26 protein-coding genes are annotated in these 20,404 nt (G+C 73.2%); 10 read left to right on the top strand and 16 right to left on the bottom strand.

What is annotated here, in order from left to right:
* Window positions 1–11: 11 nt before the first annotated feature.
* Window positions 12–839: a tryptophan 2,3-dioxygenase gene (locus ACFQQI_RS01860; RefSeq protein ID WP_378557056.1), complete on the bottom strand. Its 828-nt coding sequence runs from the start codon at window positions 837–839 to the stop codon at window positions 12–14.
* Between the two features lie 136 nt (window positions 840–975).
* Between ACFQQI_RS01860 and ACFQQI_RS01855 the strand changes: the two genes are divergently transcribed.
* From ACFQQI_RS01855 to ACFQQI_RS01840, 4 genes are read left to right on the top strand one after another with little or no spacing between them, the layout of a single operon-like run.
* A complete protein-coding gene (locus ACFQQI_RS01855; RefSeq protein WP_378557053.1) occupies window positions 976–1,395 on the top strand; it encodes a phage holin family protein in 420 nt (139 codons plus the stop codon).
* 37 nt (window positions 1,396–1,432) lie between these two features.
* A complete protein-coding gene (locus tag ACFQQI_RS01850) occupies window positions 1,433–1,825 on the top strand; it encodes a DUF3618 domain-containing protein (RefSeq protein ID WP_378557050.1) in 393 nt (130 codons plus the stop codon).
* Complete coding sequence (locus ACFQQI_RS01845) at window positions 1,825–2,145, top strand: DUF4235 domain-containing protein (protein WP_378557047.1); 321 nt, start codon at window positions 1,825–1,827, stop codon at window positions 2,143–2,145. Before ACFQQI_RS01850 ends, ACFQQI_RS01845 begins: the two co-directional genes overlap by 1 nt.
* A 35-nt stretch (window positions 2,146–2,180) precedes the next feature.
* A complete protein-coding gene (locus ACFQQI_RS01840; RefSeq protein WP_378557044.1) occupies window positions 2,181–2,657 on the top strand; it encodes a DUF2505 domain-containing protein in 477 nt (158 codons plus the stop codon).
* Here ACFQQI_RS01840 and ACFQQI_RS01835 read toward each other — a convergent pair.
* Genes ACFQQI_RS01835 through ACFQQI_RS01820 form a run of 4 tightly spaced genes read right to left on the bottom strand, consistent with a single transcriptional unit; the run spans window position 2,642 to window position 6,286 of the window.
* Entirely contained in the window at window positions 2,642–2,815 is a 174-nt protein-coding gene (locus ACFQQI_RS01835) for a hypothetical protein (RefSeq protein ID WP_378557041.1), read from the bottom strand. The two genes, ACFQQI_RS01840 and ACFQQI_RS01835, sit on opposite strands and share 16 nt — an antisense overlap.
* Window positions 2,815–4,443: an L-glutamate gamma-semialdehyde dehydrogenase gene (pruA, locus tag ACFQQI_RS01830; protein ID WP_378557038.1), complete on the bottom strand. Its 1,629-nt coding sequence runs from the start codon at window positions 4,441–4,443 to the stop codon at window positions 2,815–2,817. Before pruA ends, ACFQQI_RS01835 begins: the two co-directional genes overlap by 1 nt.
* 47 nt (window positions 4,444–4,490) lie before the next feature.
* Window positions 4,491–4,838, bottom strand: a complete 348-nt coding sequence (locus tag ACFQQI_RS01825) for a DUF6912 family protein (protein ID WP_378557035.1) — start codon at window positions 4,836–4,838, stop codon at window positions 4,491–4,493.
* Window positions 4,835–6,286 carry a wax ester/triacylglycerol synthase family O-acyltransferase gene (locus ACFQQI_RS01820; RefSeq protein ID WP_378557032.1) on the bottom strand — a complete coding sequence of 484 codons (1,452 nt, stop codon included), beginning with the start codon at window positions 6,284–6,286 and terminating at the stop codon, window positions 4,835–4,837. The genes ACFQQI_RS01825 and ACFQQI_RS01820 overlap by 4 nt, the downstream gene beginning before the upstream one ends.
* Window positions 6,287–6,386: 100 nt before the next feature.
* Here ACFQQI_RS01820 and ACFQQI_RS01815 point away from each other — a divergent pair, with 100 nt between their 5' ends.
* Together ACFQQI_RS01815 and ACFQQI_RS01810 are read left to right on the top strand one after the other, a co-directional pair.
* Window positions 6,387–6,767, top strand: coding sequence for a hypothetical protein (locus ACFQQI_RS01815; protein ID WP_378557029.1), 381 nt, complete (start codon window positions 6,387–6,389; stop codon window positions 6,765–6,767).
* On the top strand, window positions 6,768–8,105 hold the full coding sequence (locus ACFQQI_RS01810; RefSeq protein ID WP_378557026.1) for a hypothetical protein: 1,338 nt from the start codon (window positions 6,768–6,770) through the stop codon (window positions 8,103–8,105).
* A gap of 7 nt (window positions 8,106–8,112) precedes the next feature.
* On the opposite strand, the gene ACFQQI_RS01805 is transcribed toward ACFQQI_RS01810, so the two are convergent.
* Genes ACFQQI_RS01805 through ACFQQI_RS01795 form a run of 3 tightly spaced genes read right to left on the bottom strand, consistent with a single transcriptional unit; the run spans window position 8,113 to window position 10,886 of the window.
* On the bottom strand, window positions 8,113–8,895 hold the full coding sequence (locus ACFQQI_RS01805) for a hypothetical protein (RefSeq protein WP_378557024.1): 783 nt from the start codon (window positions 8,893–8,895) through the stop codon (window positions 8,113–8,115).
* A 58-nt stretch (window positions 8,896–8,953) separates the two neighbouring features.
* Window positions 8,954–10,168, bottom strand: a complete 1,215-nt coding sequence (locus ACFQQI_RS01800) for a CpaE family protein (protein ID WP_378557021.1) — start codon at window positions 10,166–10,168, stop codon at window positions 8,954–8,956.
* 1 nt (window position 10,169) lies between these two features.
* Window positions 10,170–10,886: a hypothetical protein gene (locus ACFQQI_RS01795; RefSeq protein ID WP_378557018.1), complete on the bottom strand. Its 717-nt coding sequence runs from the start codon at window positions 10,884–10,886 to the stop codon at window positions 10,170–10,172.
* Between the two features lie 99 nt (window positions 10,887–10,985).
* On the opposite strand from ACFQQI_RS01795, the gene ACFQQI_RS01790 reads away from it, so the two are divergent.
* Complete coding sequence (locus ACFQQI_RS01790) at window positions 10,986–11,237, top strand: helix-turn-helix domain-containing protein (protein ID WP_378557015.1); 252 nt, start codon at window positions 10,986–10,988, stop codon at window positions 11,235–11,237.
* A gap of 11 nt (window positions 11,238–11,248) precedes the next feature.
* On the opposite strand, the gene ACFQQI_RS01785 is transcribed toward ACFQQI_RS01790, so the two are convergent.
* The 3 genes from ACFQQI_RS01785 to sigE all read right to left on the bottom strand — a co-directional run bounded on the left by ACFQQI_RS01785 (window position 11,249) and on the right by sigE (window position 13,625).
* On the bottom strand, window positions 11,249–12,517 hold the full coding sequence (locus tag ACFQQI_RS01785) for a S1C family serine protease (protein WP_378557012.1): 1,269 nt from the start codon (window positions 12,515–12,517) through the stop codon (window positions 11,249–11,251).
* Between the two features lie 62 nt (window positions 12,518–12,579).
* Window positions 12,580–13,053 (bottom strand): anti-sigma factor family protein, encoded by a 474-nt coding sequence (locus tag ACFQQI_RS01780; RefSeq protein WP_378557009.1) that lies wholly within the window; start codon window positions 13,051–13,053, stop codon window positions 12,580–12,582.
* Window positions 13,050–13,625, bottom strand: a complete 576-nt coding sequence (gene sigE / locus ACFQQI_RS01775; protein WP_378557006.1) for an RNA polymerase sigma factor SigE — start codon at window positions 13,623–13,625, stop codon at window positions 13,050–13,052. The genes ACFQQI_RS01780 and sigE overlap by 4 nt, the downstream gene beginning before the upstream one ends.
* Window positions 13,626–13,853: 228 nt before the next feature.
* On the opposite strand from sigE, the gene ACFQQI_RS01770 reads away from it, so the two are divergent.
* Window positions 13,854–14,495, top strand: a complete 642-nt coding sequence (locus tag ACFQQI_RS01770; RefSeq protein WP_378557004.1) for an O-methyltransferase — start codon at window positions 13,854–13,856, stop codon at window positions 14,493–14,495.
* 6 nt (window positions 14,496–14,501) lie between these two features.
* Here ACFQQI_RS01770 and ACFQQI_RS01765 read toward each other — a convergent pair whose 3' ends face one another.
* Both ACFQQI_RS01765 and ACFQQI_RS01760 read right to left on the bottom strand, forming a co-directional pair.
* Window positions 14,502–15,953, bottom strand: coding sequence for a leucyl aminopeptidase family protein (locus ACFQQI_RS01765; RefSeq protein WP_378557001.1), 1,452 nt, complete (start codon window positions 15,951–15,953; stop codon window positions 14,502–14,504).
* Window positions 15,954–16,050: 97 nt separating this feature from the next.
* Complete coding sequence (locus tag ACFQQI_RS01760) at window positions 16,051–16,218, bottom strand: DUF3117 domain-containing protein (RefSeq protein WP_082574674.1); 168 nt, start codon at window positions 16,216–16,218, stop codon at window positions 16,051–16,053.
* Between the two features lie 138 nt (window positions 16,219–16,356).
* Here ACFQQI_RS01760 and ACFQQI_RS01755 point away from each other — a divergent pair, with 138 nt between their 5' ends.
* On the top strand, window positions 16,357–17,133 hold the full coding sequence (locus ACFQQI_RS01755; protein ID WP_378556997.1) for a PaaX family transcriptional regulator C-terminal domain-containing protein: 777 nt from the start codon (window positions 16,357–16,359) through the stop codon (window positions 17,131–17,133).
* A gap of 12 nt (window positions 17,134–17,145) precedes the next feature.
* The gene (locus ACFQQI_RS01750) at window positions 17,146–17,955 is read left to right on the top strand and encodes an enoyl-CoA hydratase/isomerase family protein (RefSeq protein WP_378556994.1); all 810 of its coding nucleotides are present in this window, start codon (window positions 17,146–17,148) and stop codon (window positions 17,953–17,955) included.
* On the opposite strand, the gene ACFQQI_RS01745 is transcribed toward ACFQQI_RS01750, so the two are convergent.
* The 3 genes from ACFQQI_RS01745 to ACFQQI_RS01735 are packed head-to-tail and all read right to left on the bottom strand — an operon-like array spanning window position 17,952 to window position 20,390.
* Window positions 17,952–19,148, bottom strand: coding sequence for a calcium-binding protein (locus ACFQQI_RS01745; protein WP_378556991.1), 1,197 nt, complete (start codon window positions 19,146–19,148; stop codon window positions 17,952–17,954). The two genes, ACFQQI_RS01750 and ACFQQI_RS01745, sit on opposite strands and share 4 nt — an antisense overlap.
* A 1-nt stretch (window position 19,149) precedes the next feature.
* Window positions 19,150–19,941, bottom strand: coding sequence for a M14 family zinc carboxypeptidase (locus tag ACFQQI_RS01740; protein ID WP_378556988.1), 792 nt, complete (start codon window positions 19,939–19,941; stop codon window positions 19,150–19,152).
* A gap of 29 nt (window positions 19,942–19,970) precedes the next feature.
* Window positions 19,971–20,390 carry a hypothetical protein gene (locus tag ACFQQI_RS01735; protein WP_378556985.1) on the bottom strand — a complete coding sequence of 140 codons (420 nt, stop codon included), beginning with the start codon at window positions 20,388–20,390 and terminating at the stop codon, window positions 19,971–19,973.
* Window positions 20,391–20,404 lie beyond the last annotated feature (14 nt).

The raw sequence follows: 20,404 nt of genomic DNA, 5'->3' as shown, positions 1-20,404 counted from the left end.
CACGCCGCCCCTCAGAGCTCGCTGCGCAGGCCCCAGAGCAGGGGGTAGTACTGCACCGGCAGGCGCGATCGGAGGTACGTCGCGCCGGACGACCCGCCCGTGCCCGACTTGGCGCCGATCATCCGCTCCACCATCACCACGTGGCGGGCCCGCCAGCTGGCCGCGAGCTCGTCGTGCTGGAGGAGCGCTTCGGCGAGCGCCCAGACCACGGCGTACTGGTCCCGGTCGTGGGCGACCAGGCGCATCGACGCCGAGACGTCCTCGTCGGTGTCGGCCGCGAGGCCGAAGGAGCGCAGCACCGCGAGGAAGGCGTCCCACAGGCTCGGCTCGTCGAGCCGGGCCGCGAGCCGGGCCTCCTCGGCGTCGGTGAGGCCGCGGAACCGGCGCAGGTACGCCGGGTCCTTCGCGCCCGACAGGAACTCCAGCTCCCGGAACTGCACCGACTGGAAGCCGCTCGCGGGCGCCAGCCGCTGCCGGAACTCCAGGAAGTCCTGCGGCGTCATCGTCTCCAGGACGTCGACCTGCTGCACCAGCACCCGCTCGATCACGTGCACCCGGCCGAGCAGGTGCTGCGCCCACCAGAGCCGCCCACCTCCCTCTGACTTCGGGGCGACTCCGCTGAGCATCGCGTCGCGGGCCGCGGTCACCTCGTGCAGCAGCTGCTTGAACCACAGCTCGTAGACCTGGTGGATCGTGATGAACAGCAGCTCGTCGTGCGCCGGCGGGTCCGACTCGAGGTGCTGGGAGTCGAGCAGCTGCGGGAGCCGGAGGTAGCTGCCGTACGTCAGCTGCGCCCCCTGCTCGCCGAAGGACACGAAGCTCTCTGCCTGCTCGCTCATGGGCCAGAGCGTACGGCGACGGTCGCCCTCGCATGCCTGGGGTCGAGGTGGGCACCTGACCAGCAAGCCGCCTGCATCGTGTGGCCGCCGCCCAGGAGGCGCCGGCCGGGCGGGCTGAGGGTTTGGGGAGGACCACATGGCTGTGAACAACGACCCCTCCGGGGCCGGTACTGGAGAGAGCACGACGGGAGACCTGGTGTCCCGTCTGTCCGAGGACGTGTCCCGGCTGGTGCGCGACGAGCTGCGGCTCGCCCAGGTCGAGGTCACGGGCAAGGCGAAGACGGCCGGCATCGGCGCGGGCATGCTCGGAGGGGCCGGCATCCTGGCCCTCTACGGCATCGCGGTCGTCATCGCCACCGTCATCCTCGCTCTTGCCCTCGTGATGGACGCCTGGCTCGCCGCGCTCATCGTCGCCGTCGTGCTGCTCGCTGCTGCTGGGATCGCCGCGCTGCTCGGCAAGAAGCGGGTGGCCGAGGCGACGCCACCGATGCCCGAGCGCGCCGTCGACAACGTCAAGCGTGACGTCGAGGCGGTCAAGCACGCCCGCGAGCACTGACCCGCCGACCCACACCCAGGAGCGAGGGAGCCCTGACATGGCAACGAACGACACCGCCGGAGGCCCCGGCGCCCACCGCGCCGACGGGCACGCCCCGCCGGACCCGATGCCCACCGACGACGCGACCCCGGAGGTCGCCGCACTGCAGGCCGACATCGACCGCACCCGCGCGGACCTGGCCGAGACGGTGGACCAGCTCGCCGCGAAGCTGGACGTGAAGACCCGGGTCCGCGGGGCCCTCAGCGACGCCAGGGACAACGCGTCCGCGCGACTGCGCGGGCTCCGGGCCCGGGCGACCGATGACGAAGGCAAGCCCACCCCGGCCACGCTCGGCCTCGGGGGCGGCGTGATCGCGGCGGCGGCCGCCGTCGTGGTCGTCGTGCTGTGGCGCCGCAACAACTCGCCGCGACGGTCGAGGAGGCGGCGCTGATGGCCAGACAGATGACCGGGCCCGCGGCCGGCGAGAAGCGGTCCAGCAAGTCGGCCAAGATCCTGTACCGGCCGTGGGGGCTGGTCGCGAGCCTCGTCGGCGGGCTCATCGCCGGGCAGATCTTCCAGCAGGTGTGGAAGCGGCTCGACCCCCAGAGCTCCGACGACCCGCCGACGCCGTTGCAGTCCGAGTTCAACCTGTCGAAGATCCTCGTCGCCGCCCTCGTCCAGGGCGCGATCTTCTCCGTCGTCCGGGCCCTGATCGACCGCGGCGGCGCTCGCATGTTCGAGCGCTGGACCGGTGAGTGGCCCGGGGACTGACGGCCCGAGCCTCAGGGACCGGCATGATGTCGGCCATGAGGTTCACCCACACGATGACATACGACGCCCAGCTCGCCGAGGTGGGCGCCATGCTCGACGACCCGGCGTACCGCGACGAGGTCATCGCCGCGCAGGGGTCGCTGACCGGCTCGGCGCGCTTCGAGCAGGACGGCGACACGGTCGTGGTGGTCGTCGACCAGGTGCAGCCGGCGGAGGGCATCCCCGGGTTCGCGAAGAAGTTCGTCGGCTCGGAGATCAACATCGTGCAGCGCGAGGAGTGGACCTCGACCGAGCACGCCGACCTGCACGTCACGATCCCGGGCAAGCCGGGCCAGATGGTGGGCAGCATCGAGCTCGTCGAGGACGGCACGACGACGTCCGAGACCGTGGACGTCGAGATCACGGTCAACATCCCGCTGGTCGGCGGGAAGATCGAGAAGCTGATCGGCGACCTGCTCCGCAAGGCGCTGCGCGCCGAGGAGCGGGTCGCGCACGACTACCTGTCGCGCTGATCCTCGAGGTCGTCCTGCGCGGCGTCGTGCCGGCGCCGCTGCACGATCACGGCCCCGAGCACGACGAACGGGCCGAACGCCAGCGCCAGCACCAGCGCCTGCTCGTAGGTGTGCAGGGCGCCCATGTGCAGCGCCGTCGCGACCTGGGGCAGGGCCATCAGCCGAGGTAGGGGTAGCGGTAGTCGGTCGGCGGGACGAAGGTCTCCTTGATCGACCGCGGGCTGGTCCACCGCAGCAGGTTGACCGCGGCGCCGGCCTTGTCGTTGGTGCCCGACGCGCGCCCGCCACCGAACGGCTGCTGGCCCACGACGGCGCCCGTGGGCTTGTCGTTGATGTAGAAGTTGCCCGCGGCGAACCGCAGCTCCCGCTGCGCCCACGCGATCGCACGGCGGTCCTGGGCGATGACCGCGCCGGTGAGCGCGTACGGCGCGATCGACTCCATGCCGCGGACGACCTTCTCGAAGTCGCCGTCCTCGTAGACGTGGACCGCGAGGATCGGGCCGAAGTACTCGGTCGTGAACATCTCGTCGGTCGGGTCGCCGCCCTCGACGACGGTCGGGTTCACGAAGTAGCCCACCGAGTCGTCGAGGGTGCCGCCGACGAGGATGTCGAGCTTGCGGGACCGCTTCGCGCGCTCGATCGCCTTCTTGTGCTTGGCGAACGCCCGGTCGTCGATGACCGCGCCCATGAAGTTGGAGAAGTCGGTCGGGTCGCCCACGGTGATCGACTCGATCTCGGAGAGGAACGAGTCCTTCATCTTCTTCCACACCGAGCGCGCGACGTACGCCCGCGAGGCGGCCGAGCACTTCTGGCCCTGGAACTCGAAGGCGCCGCGGATCATCGCGGTCCGCACCACCTCGGGGTCGGCCGAGGGGTGGGCGACGATGAAGTCCTTGCCGCCGGTCTCGCCGACGATGCGCGGGTAGGAGCGGTACGACGCGATGTTCTCGCCGACCGTGCGCCACAGGTGCTGGAAGGTCGGCGTCGAGCCGGTGAAGTGGATGCCCGCCAGGTCCGGGGAGGCCAGCGTGACCTCGGAGACCTCGAGCCCGTCGCCCGGGAGCATGTTGATGACGCCCGGCGGCAGGCCGGCCTCCTCGAGCAGCTCCATCGTCAGCGACGCGGCGAGCTGCTGGGTCGGCGAGGGCTTCCAGATGACCGTGTTGCCCATCAGCGCCGGGGCCGTCGGCAGGTTGCCCGCGATCGCGGTGAAGTTGAACGGCGTGATCGCGTAGACGAAGCCCTCGAGCGGCCGGTGGTCCGTGCGGTTCCACACGCCGGGGCTGTTGGCGATCGGCTGGTCCGCCAGGATCCCGCGCGCGTAGTGGACGTTGTAGCGCCAGAAGTCGATCAGCTCGCAGGCGGCGTCGATCTCGGCCTGGAACGGCGTCTTGGACTGGCCGAGCACGGTCGCGGCGTTGAGGCGCTGGCGCCACGGGCCGGCCAGCAGGTCGGCCGCCTTGAGGATGACCGCAGCCCGGTCGTCGAACGACATGTCCCGCCAGCCCGGCGCCGCCTCGGTCGCCGCCTTGACCGCGGCGCGGGCGTCGGCCTGCGTCGAGTTCTTCAGCGTGCCGAGCACGTGCTGGTGGTCGTGCGGCTGGACGACCTGGATCTCCGCGCCGCCGCCGGCCTTCCAGCGACCGCCGACATAGGCACGCAGCGGCTTCTGCTTCTTCTCGAGCCGCGCGATCTCGGCCTCGAGCTCCTTGCGCTCCGGGGTGCCGGGTGCGTAGGTGAGGTTCGGCTCGTTCGTGGGAGCCGGCGGGGTGGTGACAGCGTCCATGTTGCGATGCTCTCACTGCCGGTCCGCGCCCCCAAACCCGGACCGGCTCAGATCAGGTGCTCGATCTCCTGCACCCCGAACCAGCCCAGGTCCTCGTCGGGGTCGGCGTCGGCGGGCCGGTCGGACGCGTCGGCGTGCACGGCGACCCAGCGCTTGCGCGGGATGACGTCGCCGGGCTCGGGCACCCGGTCGAGCTCGGCGACGAGCACGACCCGCCGCCCAGGTCCCTCGAGCAGCACCGTCGAGAGGTCGGCGGCCGTCATCAGCGCGGCGTACTCCTCCTCCTCGCTGTCGTCGACGGCGACCACGAGGTCGTCGTCGACGACGACCTCGCCGTCGGCGTCGGCGGAGGCGAGGCCGCCGAGGGTGAGCGCGACGTAGACGCGGTGGCTCACGAGTCGGCCTTCTTCGCGGCGCGCTTGCGGCGACCGCGCGGTGCGCGCGTGCGGCCCGCCGACGCGGAGTCGACGAGCTCGTCGAGCGCCTCGGTGATGCACGGGCCGAGCAGGTCGGCGTCGGGCAGCATGTCGCGGTCGGCGTTGAGGCCGTAGTACACCGCTCCGTCGTACGACGTCACGCCGATCGCGAGCGGGCGCCCCTCGAAGAGCGGCGGCACGGGGTACGTCGCGGCCATCCGCGCACCGGCCGCGTAGAGCGGCGCCTGCGGGCCGGGCACGTTGGTGACGCACAGCTGGTAGCCGCGCCGGCGCTCGACGGCCGCCACCCGCGCGCCGAGCGCGTGGAACGTCGCCGGCGCGAAGCCGGACATGCCGGCCAGCCGCGAGGCCGGGATCCCGCGGCCGGTCTCCTTGTGGGCGAGGAACGAGTAGGACACCTGGTGCAGCCGGACCACGGGGCTCGCCTCCCAGACGGGCAGGTCGACGAAGTGGGCCGCGATCTGGCTGCCGAGCGAGGTGGGCTCGAGCTCCTCGTCGATCACCGAGACCGGCACCAGCGCCCGGATGCGGCGGATGCCGCGCATGGACTCGCCCCGGGACATCAGCCAGGCGCGCAGCGCGCCGGTGACCGTGGCGAGCACGACGTCGTTGACCGAGCCGCCGTGCGCCTCGCGGACCTTGCGGTGGTCGGCGAGGTCGGTGCGGACGGTCACCACCCGCCGCTGCTGCGAGAGCGGCCCGATGATCGGCGACTCCGCGCGTGGAGTGCGATTGGTCAGGGCGTCGACCACGCGGCCCGTCGTACGCGCGCCGTCGGCGAAGCCGCGCAGCAGCGAGCCGGTCGTCGAGACCACGGTGTCGGTGACCGTGTCGATGTCGCTGACCGAGTCCTTGACCGCACCGGCCATCAGCGAGAACGGCGAGGGGCGGCCGTGCGGCCGCCAGTCGTCGTGGCCGAGCTCCTTGGCGTCCGGGGTCTTGTCGAGGAGCACCTGGCCGATGTCGACGGTCTGGCTGCCGTCCACCAGCACGTGGTGGGACTTCGTGAGCAGCGCGACCTGGCCGTCGGCGAGCCCCTCGACGACGTAGATCTCCCACAGCGGGCGGCTGCGGTCCAGCGGACGGGAGACGATCCGCGAGACCAGCTCGCGCAGCTGGTCGAGGCTGCCCGGCCGCGGCAGCGCGGAGCGTCGGACGTGGTAGCCGATGTCGAAGTTCTCGTCGTCCACCCAGACCGGGTTGGCGATCCGGCCCGGCACCGTCTGGATCCGCTGGCGGTAGCGCGGCACGAACGAGATGCGGTCCTGCACCAGCCGCACGAGGCACGCGTAGTCGAAGCCGGAGTCCCCCGGGTCGAAGATCTCGACCGTCGCGTTGTGCATCGGCGTGGACGGAGACTCCTCGGCCAGCAGGGCCACGTCCCGAGGCCGGAGCCGCTCGCTCATCCGTCCCCCTTCGTCACGGTCGGCCGGTGGACCCGGCGTACCGACGGTTGGTACGACATGGGATTCTGACAGACATCACCCGCACCAGAAGGATGCACGCATGCGACGTACCCTCGCAGCCGTGGCCGCAGTGCTCGCCACGCTCTCGCTCGCGACCGCCTGTGGCGACGAGGAGGAGCCCTCGTCGAACGGTGGGTCCTCGGGCGGCTCCACCGACGCGAAGGTCGTCGAGGTGACCTTCGAGGGCGGCACCGTCACGCCGAACGGCGAGCGGGTCGAGGTCGCGGTCGGCCAGGACGTCGAGCTCGCGGTGACCGCCGACGAGCCGGGTGAGATCCACGTGCACTCCGATCCGGAGCAGGAGCTCGAGTACGCCGCGGGCGAGAGCACCGTGACGATCCAGGGCATCGACCGGCCGGGCGTCGTCGACGTCGAGTCGCACACGCTCGACCAGGTCATCGTCCAGCTCGAGGTCAGCTAGTTGTCCGACGGCTCCAGCCTCGCCCACGGGATCGGCGGGGCGACAGACCTGCCGATCTCGCCCGAGCTCGCGATCGCCGGTGCGACCGCGGCGCTGGTCGTGTCGTTCACCGTGCTCGCGGTGGCGTGGCGCACCCCCCGGTACGACTCGGCGACCAGCGGCCGGCCGGCGCCCGCGTGGCTGGTCTCGATCGTCGACTCGACCTGGTGGCGAGTGCTGTGGCGCGTGCTCGGCATGGCGCTGTTCCTCTACGTCGGCGCCGCCGCGGTGTTCGGCGAGGACCTCGTCATCAACCCCGTCTTCGGGGTGTTCTACGTCTGGTGGTGGGTCGGGCTGGTCCCGCTCTCCCTCCTCTTCGGTCCGGTGTGGAAGGCCATCAGCCCGGTCCGCACGATCAACCTCGCCTTCGCGAAGCTGTCGGGCAGCGACCCGGAGAAGGGCGTCTTCACCTACCCCGCGTGGCTCGGCCACTGGCCCGCGGCCATCGGGCTCTACGCGTTCGTCTGGCTCGAGCTGGTCTACCCCTACTCCACCGAGCTCGGCCCGGTGCGGCTGTGGTGCGCGGCGTACGTCGCGGTGATGCTGGTCGGCGGCGCGCTCTTCGGCAACGTCTTCTACGAGCGGGCCGACCCGTTCGAGGTGTACTCGACGCTCGTCTCGCGGATGTCCGCCTGGGGTCGGCGCGGCCCGGGCGACACCGGCATGCTGGTGATCCGCAGCCCGCTCGCCAACCTCGACGCGACGCCGGTCCGCCCCGGCCTGCTCGCGGTGGTCGCGGTGCTCTTCGGCAGCACGGCGTTCGACTCGTTCAAGGACTCCACGCGCTGGATCCAGTTCGTGCAGGGCTCGACGACCTCGTCGTACCTCCTCAACAACCTGGCACTGCTGACCTTCTGCGTCGGCGTCGGCCTGGTGTTCGCGGCCGGCACGATGCTGACCGGCCTCGGCGACGACCTGAAGCGGCTCGAGCTGCCGAACCTGTTCGCACACTCGGTGGCGCCGATCGTGGTCGGGTACGTCGTCGCGCACTACCTCAGCTACTTCGTCGAGGTCGGGCAGATGACGCTGGTCCACCTCAGCGACCCGTTCAGCAACGGCAGCGACTTCCTCGGCACGGCGGACCTCGACGTCAACTACTGGCTCAGCTACCACCCGACGCTGCTGGCGAACGTCAAGGTGCTGGCCGTGGTCGCCGGCCACGTCCTCGGGGTGATCGCGGCACACGACCGGGCGGTCCGGATCCTGCCGCCGCGCCACCAGCTCACCGGTCAGCTGCCGCTGCTGGTGGCGATGATCGCCTTCACCGTGGGCGGGCTCTACCTGCTGTTCGCGTCCTGACCGCTGCTCAGGCGGCGGTCGGGCCGGCCGACATGCCGGCCAGCCACGGCTCGCTCGCGCTGACCACGAGCTGCTCGTCGACGACGTCGGAGAGGATCACGGCCGCGGCGCGGAGCCGGGTCGCGCGGAAGACGGGGCTGCGGCGGACGGTCGGGCTCGAGACCGTGGTGACCCGGGTGACCATCCGCAGGGACGCCTGGCGGCCGGTGACCGAGGCGGTGGCGAGGAAGGTGTCGGCGATGCCGTCCCAGTAGTACTCCGAGTGGGCGACCCACGCCGCGGTCACGGCCTGCACCCGGCGGGCGCTCCCCGTGAAGTCGGCGATGCCGTGGAGCACGTCGAGCACCTCGTCGTACCCGGGACCGAAGCCGAGCTGCTCCTCCGGTCCGACCAGCTGGCGCAGCGGGCGCAGCGTCTGCTCGGTGACCGCCGGCCGGATCCACCGCTCGAGGTGGAGCACGGTCGCGACGTCGCAGAGGGCGTCGATGCCGTTGCGGTGGACCTTCTCGAGGCCCGGCAGCAGGTCGAGGTAGAAGCGCACCAGGTTGGCGCGCACGCGCACCTGGCTGACGAGGAGGTCGGGCGGAGCTCCTGCGGGCAGCACGGTCGGGCTGACCGGTCCGCGCAGGGCGCCGAGCATGCCGAGCTCGGTCCGCGACATCCGCGGGATCAGCGCAGGGACGATCGAGCCGAGCAGCGGGGACACGAACGCCGTCCGTCGGCCGTTCGGATGGAGCAGACGCGTCTCCATCTCGGCGGCCGCCGGTTCCAGGTCATCGAGTTCCCACACGGGGGAATGGTCGGCACCGCGGGAGCCCGCCTGAGCGTTCCGGGCCCGCCGGTTTGGATCAGCCGACCGGCGGGAGCAGCCCGTCGACGATCCGGGCCACCGCTCGACCGAGCTCGGAGTCGCCGCCCTCGACCAGCGTGCGGCCCGCCACGAGGGCCCGGTCGACCGCCGGCTGGTCGTCGGGGAGGAAGTGGATCGCGCTCGGCCGGGCGAAGCCCGACACCATCGCGACGATCTCGCGCTCGGTCCAGCCGAGCGTCGGGCGCATCCGGTTGACGACGACCTGGACGGGCAGGCCGGCGCGGCGCTCGCGGACCTCGACCAGGCCGCGGGCCAGCCGGGACAGCCCGACGGGGTCGGCGCCGCCGACGACCAGCACCTCGTCGGCGGTCTCGAGCGCGGCGATCGTCAAGTGGTTGCGGCCGGGCCGGCCGCCGAGGTCGGGCACCGCGTCGTCCTCGAGACTGAAGCCGGTGTCGACCACCACCTCGGCGCGCGTGCGCGCGAGGGCCAGGAGCGCCTCGAGCGTGCCGGACCGCACCTCGACCCACCGGTCGGCGCGCGGCAGGCCGGTCACCACGCTCAGGTGCCGGTCGAGGCCCCGCTGGACCGAGCCGAGCCGCTCCTCGAGCTGTCCCGCGGCGTCCAGGCGCACGGCCGCGAGCAGGCCGGAGACCTCGTCGAGGATCCCGAGCTGCTGGGCGACCGCGCCGCCGTACGGGTCGGCGTCGACGAGCACGGCCGTCCGGCGGCGTCGGGCGATCTCCGCGGCGAGCGCGGACGCCAGCGTCGTCCGGCCGGAGCCGGCCGGTCCCCAGACCGTGACGACCCGGCCGGCCACGGCGGCCGCCGGTGCGGCCGGCGGTGCCTCGGGCGCGGGCGCCTCGGGCCGGCGTACCTGGGTCGGCGGCTGGTCGTCGGCGCAGAGCACGTCGGCGAGCGTGTCGAGCCGGTCGTCGGTGACCACGACCCGGATGCCGATCCGGCCGGCCCGCAGCCGCCCGCCGTCGAGGGTGGCGGCCCCGCTCGCGATCGCGACGGGGCGGACGCCGTTCGCGCGCAGGTGGTCGACCGCGACCCGGTCGAGGCCCGGAGCATCGATGCCGACGACGGCGACGTCCGCCTGACCGGCGGACGCGGCAGCCAGCAGGTCGTCGACGTCGACGCAGCGCTTGAGCACGACGACCCGGGGGTGGTCACCGAGCAGGCGCAACGCCTCCGGCTCCCACGCCGCGCCGGAGGCGACGATCAGCGCGACGACCCGGTCGGCCATGTCAGCCCCGGCGGACCACGGTCAGCACCGGGGCATCGAGGTCCGCGACTGTGGCGAAGTACGCCGCGGCCGCCTCCTCGGGCACCGCCAGCACCAGCTGTCGACGGCCGGCCGAGCCGCCGAACCCGGAGTCGACCGCGGGGGCGTCGACCACCGTCGCCTCGCGCAGCACCGGCGTGCCGGGCTCGGTGTCCCGGTCGTCGCCACCGCGGGCGGGCGAGCCGACGAGGTAGACGTCGACGACGGAGCCGGCGCCGACGGTCGGCGGCACCTGCTCGGTCTCGACGGCCACGGGCAGCTCGACCGTGTCGACGGGGGCGTCGTCCTCGCCGACGGCGCCGCGGGGCAGCAGCTCCCCCGCACCGACGCCGCGCACCAGGCGCAGGCCGTCGGGCAGGGCTGCGTCGACGGCGTAGTAGGCGGCCAGGTCGCCGGCGTCGGCGAACCGGACCCGCCGCGCGACCAGGTCGGCCTCGGTCAGCTGCGCGCCCGGGCCTGCGTCGGCCCGGACCGCCCAGACCCGGACGGTGTCGTCCGCGGCGGCGAGCAGCCGGGAGCCCGCGACGACCGAGACGGCGACGATCAGCAGGCCGATCCAGAGCCGTGGGTCGCGCCACCCCGGCGTCGACGTACGGGTCGCGGGCGCGACCGGGACGGCGTCGCGGCCGCCGGGCCGACGGCCGGCGTCCCGCTCGTCGTGCCTGACCCCGAGACTCACGACGACATGATCACCCCGGCGCCCGACGCCGAAACCCGGTCATCCACAGGCCTGCGGGGTCGGTCCCGGCCACCCCCGCGAAGGTGCGACGATGGCCCCATGGCCGCGAGTCCCCGCTTCCTCACCCTCGCCGACGTCGCCGAGGTGCTCAACACCTCGAGCGCGCAGGTCTACGCGCTGGTGCGGCGCGGCGAGCTGCCGGCGATCAAGATCGGCGGGCGCGGTCAGTGGCGGGTCGAGGCCGACCAGCTCGAGGAGTTCATCCAGCGCATGTACGACGACACGCGCACCTTCGTCCGCCAGCACCCGTTCGTCGAGTCGTCCTCCGAGGAGGAGACCCCCGTCGAGTGAGAATTCGCGGCTCAGCCGACCTCGCCGTCGAGGGTGAGCTGGACGGTCCGCTCCTCGCCGTCGCGGACGACGGTGAACTCGACCTGCTCCCCCGGCTGGTGGGTCCGGATCGCGACGATGAGTGCGATGCCGTCGGTGACGCGGGAGCCGTCGACCGCGGTGATGACGTCGCCCTTCTGCAGGCCACCGGCCTCGGCCGGCGTGTCCGGCATGACCGCGTCGATCTCGGCGCCGTCGCCGTCGGTCTCGCCGGTCTTCACCTGGGCGCCGATCACGGGGTACTTCGCCTCGCCGGTGCGCAGGATCTGGTCGGTGGTGACCTTCACCTGCTCGATCGGGATCGCGAAGCCGACGCCGATGTTGCCGGACTCGCCGCCGATCGCGCCGCCCGCGGTGGCGATCGCGGAGTTCACCCCGACGACCTGGCCGCGGAGGTTGACCAGCGGCCCGCCGGAGTTGCCCGGGTTGATCGCCGCGTCGGTCTGCACGGCGTTGATGTACGACGACTCGTTGCCGGAGTCGCCGGTGGTCACCGGGCGGTGCAGCGCGCTGACGATCCCGGCGGTCACCGTGGAGCTGAGCCCCAGCGGCGACCCGATCGCGACGACGCCCTCGCCGACGACGAGCCCCCGCGAGGCGCCGAGTGCCGCGGGCGCGAGGCCGCGGGCCTCCGGGACGTACAGCACCGCGAGGTCGTAGACCGGGCTGCGGCCGACGATCGTGGCGTCGTACCGGTCGCCGTCGCGGTCGACGATCTCGATCGGGCCGTCGCCGTCGGCGGCGTCGGCGACCACGTGGTTGTTGGTGACGACGTGGCCCTGGCGGTCGAGCACGAAGCCGGACCCCGTGGCGCCACCCTCCTCGCCCTCGAACTCCGCGATGATCTGCACGGTGCTCGGCAGCAGCTTCTGGGCGACGGCGGCGATCGAGCCGTTGTCGAGGGGCAGCGGCGGCACGGAGACCGTGTCGACGGCGGCGAGTCCGCCGTCGACCGTGCCCTCGTCGTCCTGGATCCGCTCGTAGGCGGCGCCGCCCACCAGCCCGCCGAGCACGCCGAGCACGAGCGCGAGCACGCACACGACCGGCCACAGCCAGCCGGGCACCCGGCCGCGCGGGGTCGCGTGCCGCGGCGGCGACGGCGGCGCGGCCACGTGCCAGGCCGGCGTGTACGGCGGGGCCTGCGTGGTCGGCGGCACCCAGGAGGGTGCCGGCGCGGTCGGCGGCTGGTACGGCAGCGGCCGGGTCGGCTCGGTGCCGGCCGTGGCGTCGTCGTGGCTCACGGCTCCATCATGTCCCGTGACCGAAGGAACCACGCGTTCCGGGGGCCGGCGGAGCCGCCGGATCACTGCTGCTGGCGAAGGAACGGGTTGACGGAGCGCAGCGAGCTCGGCGGCGTCTGGGCCGGCGCCTGCGGGGTCTGGATGACGGTCACGGGCGCCCGACGGTCGATCGTCGGCGCGTCGGCGGGGGCGATCCCGAGCGCGAGCACGCCCATGAACGCCGCACCGACGGCGCCGCCGCCCAGGGCGACGAGTCCGAGCTGGCGACGCCGGCCGTCGCGGTCGTCGACGAGGAACGGGTCGCCTGCCACCATGGGCAGCGGACCGAGGAGCGATCCCTTCAGCCCGGCCGGAGCCTCGGTGGCGCCGTACGCCAGCCCGGCGAGACGGGTCTTCACCCAGCCCTCGCGCTCGACCTGGTCGCGGCAGGTGTGGCACTGGTGGACGTGGGCCCAGGCCCGCTCGGTGTCCTCCGGCGAGAGCTGACCGTCGAGCAGCGCGCTGATGCGCGGTCCGAGGTGGCCCGGACCGATCACGACGACTGTCCCGAGAGCAGCGGGCCGGCGTACCGCACCCGCCCGGCACCGGGGGCGCGGTGCGCCAGGGCGGCACGCAGCATGTTGCGGCCGCGGTGGATGCGGGAGCGGACGGTGCCGAGCTTGGCGCCGAGGATCTCCGCGATCTCCTCGTAGCTGAGGCCCTCCACGTCGCACAGCACCACGGCGGCCCGGAAGTCGGGCGGCAGCGTCGCGAGGGCGCGCTCGATGTCGTCGTCGAAGGTCCGGTCGGCGTACGCCGTCTCCGGCGCGGGCGTCGCGGACGTGAGCCGCTCGGCGCGCTCGTCGGACAGGGCGTCGAAGCGGATGCGCTGCTTGCGGCGCGCCTGGTCGAGGAAGAGGTTGGTGGTGATGCGGTGCAGCCAGCCCTCGAAGGTGCCCGGCGTGTAGGTCGAGAGGGACCGGAACACCCGGACGAAGACCTCCTGGGTCAGGTCCTCGGCGTCGTGGCGGTTGCCGGTCAGGCGGTAGGCGAGTCGGTAGACGCGATCGGAGTGCTGCTCGACGATCTCGTCCCACGAGGGCACGTGCTGATCCGGAGTCGTCTCCACCGGAGCCTCCTGGTTGTGCACTGGGTCGCGCTGTCGCGCGGTTCCGCCGAACAGGGTCCTTGTCCTTCCTGACCTTAGGGACGAGTACTGAGAGGAACCTGTGAAGCCCGGTTCCCTCGAGCCCAGTGTCCCTCACCGGGCTCTCGGAGGGGAGAACGAGCGGGGTACGGCCGGTGTTCCCGCACGACGTTCCCGCCGGTGGGCGCGCGCTCGCGATACGTTGAACCCGTGAAGCCAGCGACGTGGAGCTACGCCGAGGAGTTCATCGCCGAGGACGAGGTGCTGGCCGCGGCCCGCGCCCGCGCGGCCGAGGTCGGCGTCGTGCCGATCGGGTCCGGGGTCGGGGCAGCCCTGCGCTTCCTCGCGTCCGCCCTCGAGGCCCGCGCGGTCGTGGAGATCGGCACCGGCACCGGCATCTCGGGGCTCTGGCTGCTCCGTGGGATGCGCGGTGACGGGGTGCTCACGACCGTCGACATCGAGACCGAGCACCAGCGCCTGGCGCGGCAGTCGTTCACCGACGCCGGCATCGCCAGCCAGCGGGTCCGGACGATCTCGGGGGCCGCGCTCGACGTGCTGCCGCGGCTCACCGACGGCCACTACGACCTGGTGTTCTGCGACGGCGACAAGCGCGAGTACTCGGCGTACCTCTCCGAGGCGCTGCGGCTGCTGCGCCCCGGCGGCGTCGTCGCGTTCGACAACGCGCTCTGGCACGACCGGGTCGCCGACCCCGCGCAGCGCGACGAGGAGACCGTCGCCATCCGCGAGCTGGGCCGCACCGTGGCCGAGCGCGACGACCTGGTCTCCGTGCTGCTGCCGGTCGGCGACGGCCTGCTCGCAGCGAAGAAGGTCTGGACGCCCGACGCGGACTGACCCCGGTCAGTCGCCGACGCCGGCGAGCGGCTCGGGCGAGCCCAGCCACTCGAGCAGCGCGCGGGCGCCGAACCCGGTGGGTCCGGGCGTCCACTCGTAGGCGTCCTCGGGGGAGTCGCCCACGGAGGCGATGTCGAGGTGCGCCCACGGCTTGTCACCGACGAAGTGCTGGAGGAAGAGGGCCGCGACGATCGCGCCGGGGCCGCCCGGTGCGTTGTCGGCGTCGGCCACCTTCGAGCTGAGCTTGCCCTCGTAGGAGTCGGTGAGGGGGAACCGCCACAGCGGCTCGCCCGCGACTTCGGCCGCACCGCCGAGCAGTCCCGCGAGCGCGTCGTCGTTGGCGAAGAGGCCGCCGACCTGCTGGCCGAGCGCGACCTTCATCGCTCCGGTCAGCGTGGCGACGTCGACGACGACGGCCGGGTCGAGGTTGCGCACGGCGTACGCGATCGCATCGGCCAGCACGAGCCGGCCCTCGGCGTCGGTGTTGGTGACCTCGCTGGTGCGGCCGCCGTAGTGGCGCACCACGTCGCCGGGCCGCAGCGCGTCGCCGCCGATGCTGTTCTCGGCGGCCGCGATCAGCCCGATCACCCGGACCGGGCAGCCGACGGCCTTCAGCGCCGCCATGGTCGCGATGACGACGGCGCCGCCGGTCATGTCGCGCTTCATGTTCGACATCGCCTCGCCCGGCTTGATCGAGAGGCCGCCGGTGTCGAACGTGATGCCCTTGCCGACCAGGACCACGGTGGGCGTACGCCGTCCGGCGCGGCGCGGCGCGTAGTCGAGGCGGATCAGCCGGGGCGGCGTCGCCGATGCCTGGCCGACCGCGAGCAGGCCGCCGAAGCCCTCGGCCGCGAGTCGCTGCTCGTCCCAGACCGCGCAGTCGAGGGAGTGGGCCTCCGCGACCGCCTCCGCCTGCGTGGCCAGCCAGGCGGGGTTCTTGAGGTTGGCGGGGACGGTGGCGAGCGTGCGCGCCAGCCAGGCCGCGCCACCGATCGCCACGGCCCGGTCGAGCGTGGCGGACTGGTCGTCGGGGATGTCGGCGAGCACGATCCGCGCGGCCGGGACGTGCTCGGGCGGCTTCGAGCGCCAGTGGAAGAGGAACGAGCCGAGCGTCGCGCCGACGACGAACGGAGTCACGGCGTCCGGGGCGATCGCCGGGATGGAGGTCGCGACCGCCGCCCGGTCGCGGGTGGCGCGCGCGAGCGCGGCGCCGGCCCGCCGGAAGTCCTGGTGCCGCTGCTGGCCGACGCCGACCAGCAGCACGGTGGTCAGCTCGGCGCTCACCGCGGTGCCGAGCGGCACCGGGATGCTCGTCACCTCACCGGTCCTGCCGGTGGCGGCGGACACCTCGAGCACGCGCAGGAGGTCGAGCCCGAGCAGGTCGGAGAGGTCGGCCGCGCCGGGGCCGAGCACCGGCCCGCCACCGTCCTCCCCGGGCAGCACGGGCAGGGCGACCACGTCGACCCCCGCGACGCCGTGCGGCGCGGCCGCACTCAGGGCGAAAGCGGGAGGTGAGACCTGGCTCGGAAGTATCGGGGTCGGTGTCGGCGGCACGTCAGCCGACGACATCCTTCAGCGCATCCCCGAGAGCGCCTGCCTCCTCGGCGTTGAGCTCGACAACGAGGCGGCCACCACCCTCGAGCGGAACGCGCATCACGATGCCCCGCCCCTCCTTGGTGACCTCCAGCGGACCGTCGCCCGTCCGCGGCTTCATCGCCGCCATCCGCGCACCTTCCTTCACCTGTCAGGGCGCAAGTCGAGCCTCCGAGCGAGCCCGCCGCGCCGTACGCGAGATCCATTATCCCCTATCCGCCGGTGACGTGGAGCACAGGGCGGAAACCCGGGCTGGCACACTCTGGCTATGCAGGCTCGCTCGGCGCTCTTCGACGTCTACGGCGACCACCTGCGCAGCCGCGGGAGCCAGGCGCCGGTGGCAGCCGTCGTACGGCTGCTCGACCCCGTGGGCATCGCCGCTCCGGCCGTGCGCACCGCGATCTCCCGGATGGTCATGCAGGGCTGGCTCGAGCCGGTCCAGCTCCGCGGCGGACGCGGCTACCGCACGACCGAGCGCGCGAACCGCCGCCTCGACGAGGCCGCCGACCGGATCTACGGCCGGCACGTGCCTCGCTGGGACAGCCGCTGGCACCTGGTCTTCGTCGATCCGCCGGCCGCGCGGTCGGCCCGGATCCGGCTCCGCGCCGACCTGGGCTTCGTCGGGTACGCCGAGCTCGCCGAGAACGTCTGGATCAGCCCCTACCCCCGCAGCGAGCTCACCGGGGTGCTCGAGCGTGCCGGCGCCACCGCCCGCACCGCCCGCGCCGACGAGTTCGACCTGGAGCCGACCGGGGCCTGGGACCTCGAGGGGCTCCGCACGGCGTACGACGGCTGGCTGAAGTCGGCCGAGCGCGTCGTCAGCGACCACCTCGATGCCCACGACGACCCCGACGAGGCGGCCTTCGCCGCCCGCTTCCACCTCGTGCACGAGTGGCGGAAGTTCCTCTTCGCCGACCCGGGGCTGCCCGACCAGCTGCTGCCGGACGACTGGCCCGGCCGGGATGCGGCAGAGCTGTTCGCCGCCGAGGCGAGCCGGCTCAAGCCGGGAACCGACCGGTTCGTGGCACGCTGCCTGGGCTCCTGACAGACTGCGCCCATGACCGACTCCCCCGTCCTGCCCGACCCTGTGTTGCTCGACGTGGCAGACGGCGTCGGCACCATCACGCTGAACCGTCCCGACGCCTACAACAGCCTCAACGTGGCCACCAAGGAGCTGCTGCTCGAGACCGTGCAGCGGGTGGCCGACGACCCCGCCGTCCGCTGCGTGGTGCTGACCGGCACCGGCAAGGCGTTCTGCACCGGGCAGGACCTCAAGGAGCACATCGAGCTGCTGGAGAACGGCGGCAGCGACGCGCTCTTCACCACCGTCGACAAGCACTACAACCCGACCGTCACCGCGCTGGCCGGCATGGCCAAGCCCGTGATCGCCGCGGTCAACGGCGTCGCCGCCGGCGCGGGCGCCAGCCTGGCCTTCGCGTGCGACCTGCGCATCGTCGCCGACACCGCCGGCTTCAACCTGGCGTTCGCGAACGTCGCGCTCTCCTGCGACACCGGCGCCAGCTACCACCTGCAGCGGCTCGTCGGGCGCGCCAAGGCGATCGAGCTGCTCTACTTCCCGAGCACCGTCACCGCCGCCGACGCCCTCGAGCTCGGCCTGGCCACCAAGGTGGTGCCCGCCGACCAGCTCGCGGCCGAGGTCGGCGCGCTCGCGACCCGGCTGGCGGCGGGGCCGACCGTCGCGCTCGGCGCGATGCGGCAGTCGGTGGCGTACGCCGCCGGGCACTCCTTCGAGGAGGCGCTCGAGCTCGAGAGCGCGATGATGACGAAGACCGGCGCCACCGCCGACCACCGCGCCGCGGTCGCGGCGTTCGTGGCCAAGGAGAAGCCGGTGTTCGAGGGCCGCTAGCGCTCGCAGCCCTTCTCGAGCTCGGCGTCGCAGGTGTCGGTGCCCTGGCGCCCGAACACGTCGTCGTTGCCCTCGCCGCCGATGAGCACGTCGTCGCGACTCCCGCCGTTGAGGACGTCGTCACCGCCGCGGCCGTCCGCGATCACGCGACCGAAGTCCAGGGTGAGCTCGTCCGGGCCGTCGGAGCCCAGGAACTCCAGGACCCCGCGCTGGATGCCGAAGCCGAGCTCCGCGAAGCCGGTGATCGTGCCGCCGGTCGCCCCGCCGGTGATCGTGCCGGCCCGGGCGTCGACCACGACGCGGGCCCCGGCCATGGGGCCGCGGCTGGAGATCCAGACGGCGTTGGTGTCCCAGGGCTTCGGGCCGGGCGGACCGCCGTCGATCACGGCACCCGACAGGTTGCGCAGGTCGCCGCCGACGTAGACGAAGACCAGGTCGCCGCCCTCGTCGCCGTGGACCTCGTCGCCGGCACCACCGCGCACGGAGATGACGTCGTCGGCGCGTTGGCCGTGGAGCTCGTCGCGGCCGGCGGTGCTGGTGATCTCGTCGGGTCCGCGGCCGCCGCGCACGATGTCGTCGCCGGCGTCGGCGCGCAGGACGTCGGGGCCGCCGAGGCCGATCAGCTCGTCGTCGCCACCGCGCCCGACCAGGTGGTCCGGCTCGTCGGTGCCGAGGATCCGGTCGTCGCCGTCGGACCCGACGACGCCGAGGGTGCGTCGCCAGGTGATCAGGTCGGTGCCCTGGCCGGTGGCGATGCCGGCGTCGAGGTCGACGGCCACGCCGTGCCGTCCCCCGAAGACGAGCAGGTCGGGCTGGACCAGTTCGACGCCGCGGATCGTCGGGCCGGGGTGCAACCGGTCGTCGCCGGGCCCGCCGTCGAGGCGGTCGCCGGTCGCGATCGTCTGGAACTGGTCGCGCCAGCGCCGGTCCGCCCCGCCGTACAGCCGGTCGTCGCCGTCGCCCCCGCAGAGCAGGTCGCTGCCGCCTCGGCCGCGGATCTCGTCGTCACCGCCGCGGCCGACGATCACGTCGCGCCCCGGGGTCCCGGTCAGGACGTCGCCGCGGTCTGTGCCGACGATCGTGGCCCGGTGGCCCTGGCAGGTCGGCGGCGCGGCGCCCCCGGCGGAGGCCGGCACCGCGACGAGTGCTGCCGCGACTGCTGTCGTGACGGCGAGGCCGAGCCCGCGGCGCATGTCAGCGCTCCCGGTGGGCGCCGCCGCCCTTGCCGACGCGGTGCGCGTCGAAGAGGTGGAGCACCTGGCGCGGCGCGGCCTCACGCATCCGCTTCCGCGGGGGGTTGTGGCCGTACTCCACCGTGAGGGCGGCGCCGTCGAAGCGGTTGTTGTACCAGCCCGTCATCGTGCCGTGGCAGACCCCACCGCAGGTCAGCGACTTCCGCGGCAGGCGCAGGTGGGAGGCCACCCGCCGCGAGAAGCCGCGGTCCTTGGTGACCGTGTCGACGCCGACGAGCGGCTGGTGGAAGCTGATGATGCGCGACGGCTTGATCTCCTTCAGGAACCGCATCATCGCGCGGGTCTCCGGCTCCGATCCCGGCCGCGGCCCGGACTCGTAGGAGCCGTCCAGGTCGGCCCAGGCGTTGGGGAAGTTGCGGTTGAGGTCGACGCCACGGGCGTTCTTGCGGGTGCCGCGGGCCAGGCCGTCGGGGTTGTAGACCGGCACCACCCAGAGGTCGATGCCGCGGATCGGGCGCCCGTCCCGCAGGCTCTCGAGGATGCGTCGCGTGTTGTCCTCGTCGCCGTGCATGGTCGAGATCAGCACCACCTTGCGCTGACCCGGCTCGCCGAGGTGCCAGGCCTTGATCGGCCGGCCGCGCACGGAGTGGCCGATCACGCGCTTCTCGATGACGGCGTTGCCGCGGTCGTCGCGCACGGGCGCGGCGTACGCCGATCCGCTGGTTGCCGTGGCGGCGGGCACCGTGAGCGTGGCTGCGAGCAGGGCGGTCGTGATCAGGGTCCCGAGACGCATGACCAGCACCCTGCCACAACGCCCGGGTCTCAAACCGCCGACGTGAGGTAGGCCCAGGTGAAGACGCAGACGCCGACGAGCATGCCCACGTGGGCGAGGATCGAGAGGCCGGGTCCCTCCGACCACGAGTCGGCGCTGCCCTCGGAGGCGTGCCTGCCGTGGGAGGGCAACCAGCGCACGAGGATCAGCAGCCCGGCGATCACGGTCACCCACCACAGAGCCAGCGACACGATGCCGAAGGTGGACGTCCCGACAGGGCTGTCCTCGGGGGCCACGAGGAACACGATCCACGTGATCAGGGCGAGTCCACCGGCCACCGTGTGCACGTTGACGAGGCTCGTCCCCATGCTGAGCCGGCCGGCCCCGCCCTTCCCCAGCCGCAGTCGGGTCAGCGACACCACGACGGCAGCCAGCGCGGTGAGGACGTAGACGATCACCTCGGTCGACACGCCGGGCAGTCTGC

The organism is Nocardioides sp. GCM10030259 (assembly GCF_042666375.1).
GTDB lineage: Bacteria > Actinomycetota > Actinomycetes > Propionibacteriales > Nocardioidaceae > Nocardioides.
This window is presented reverse-complemented; position numbering and strand designations above follow the sequence as displayed.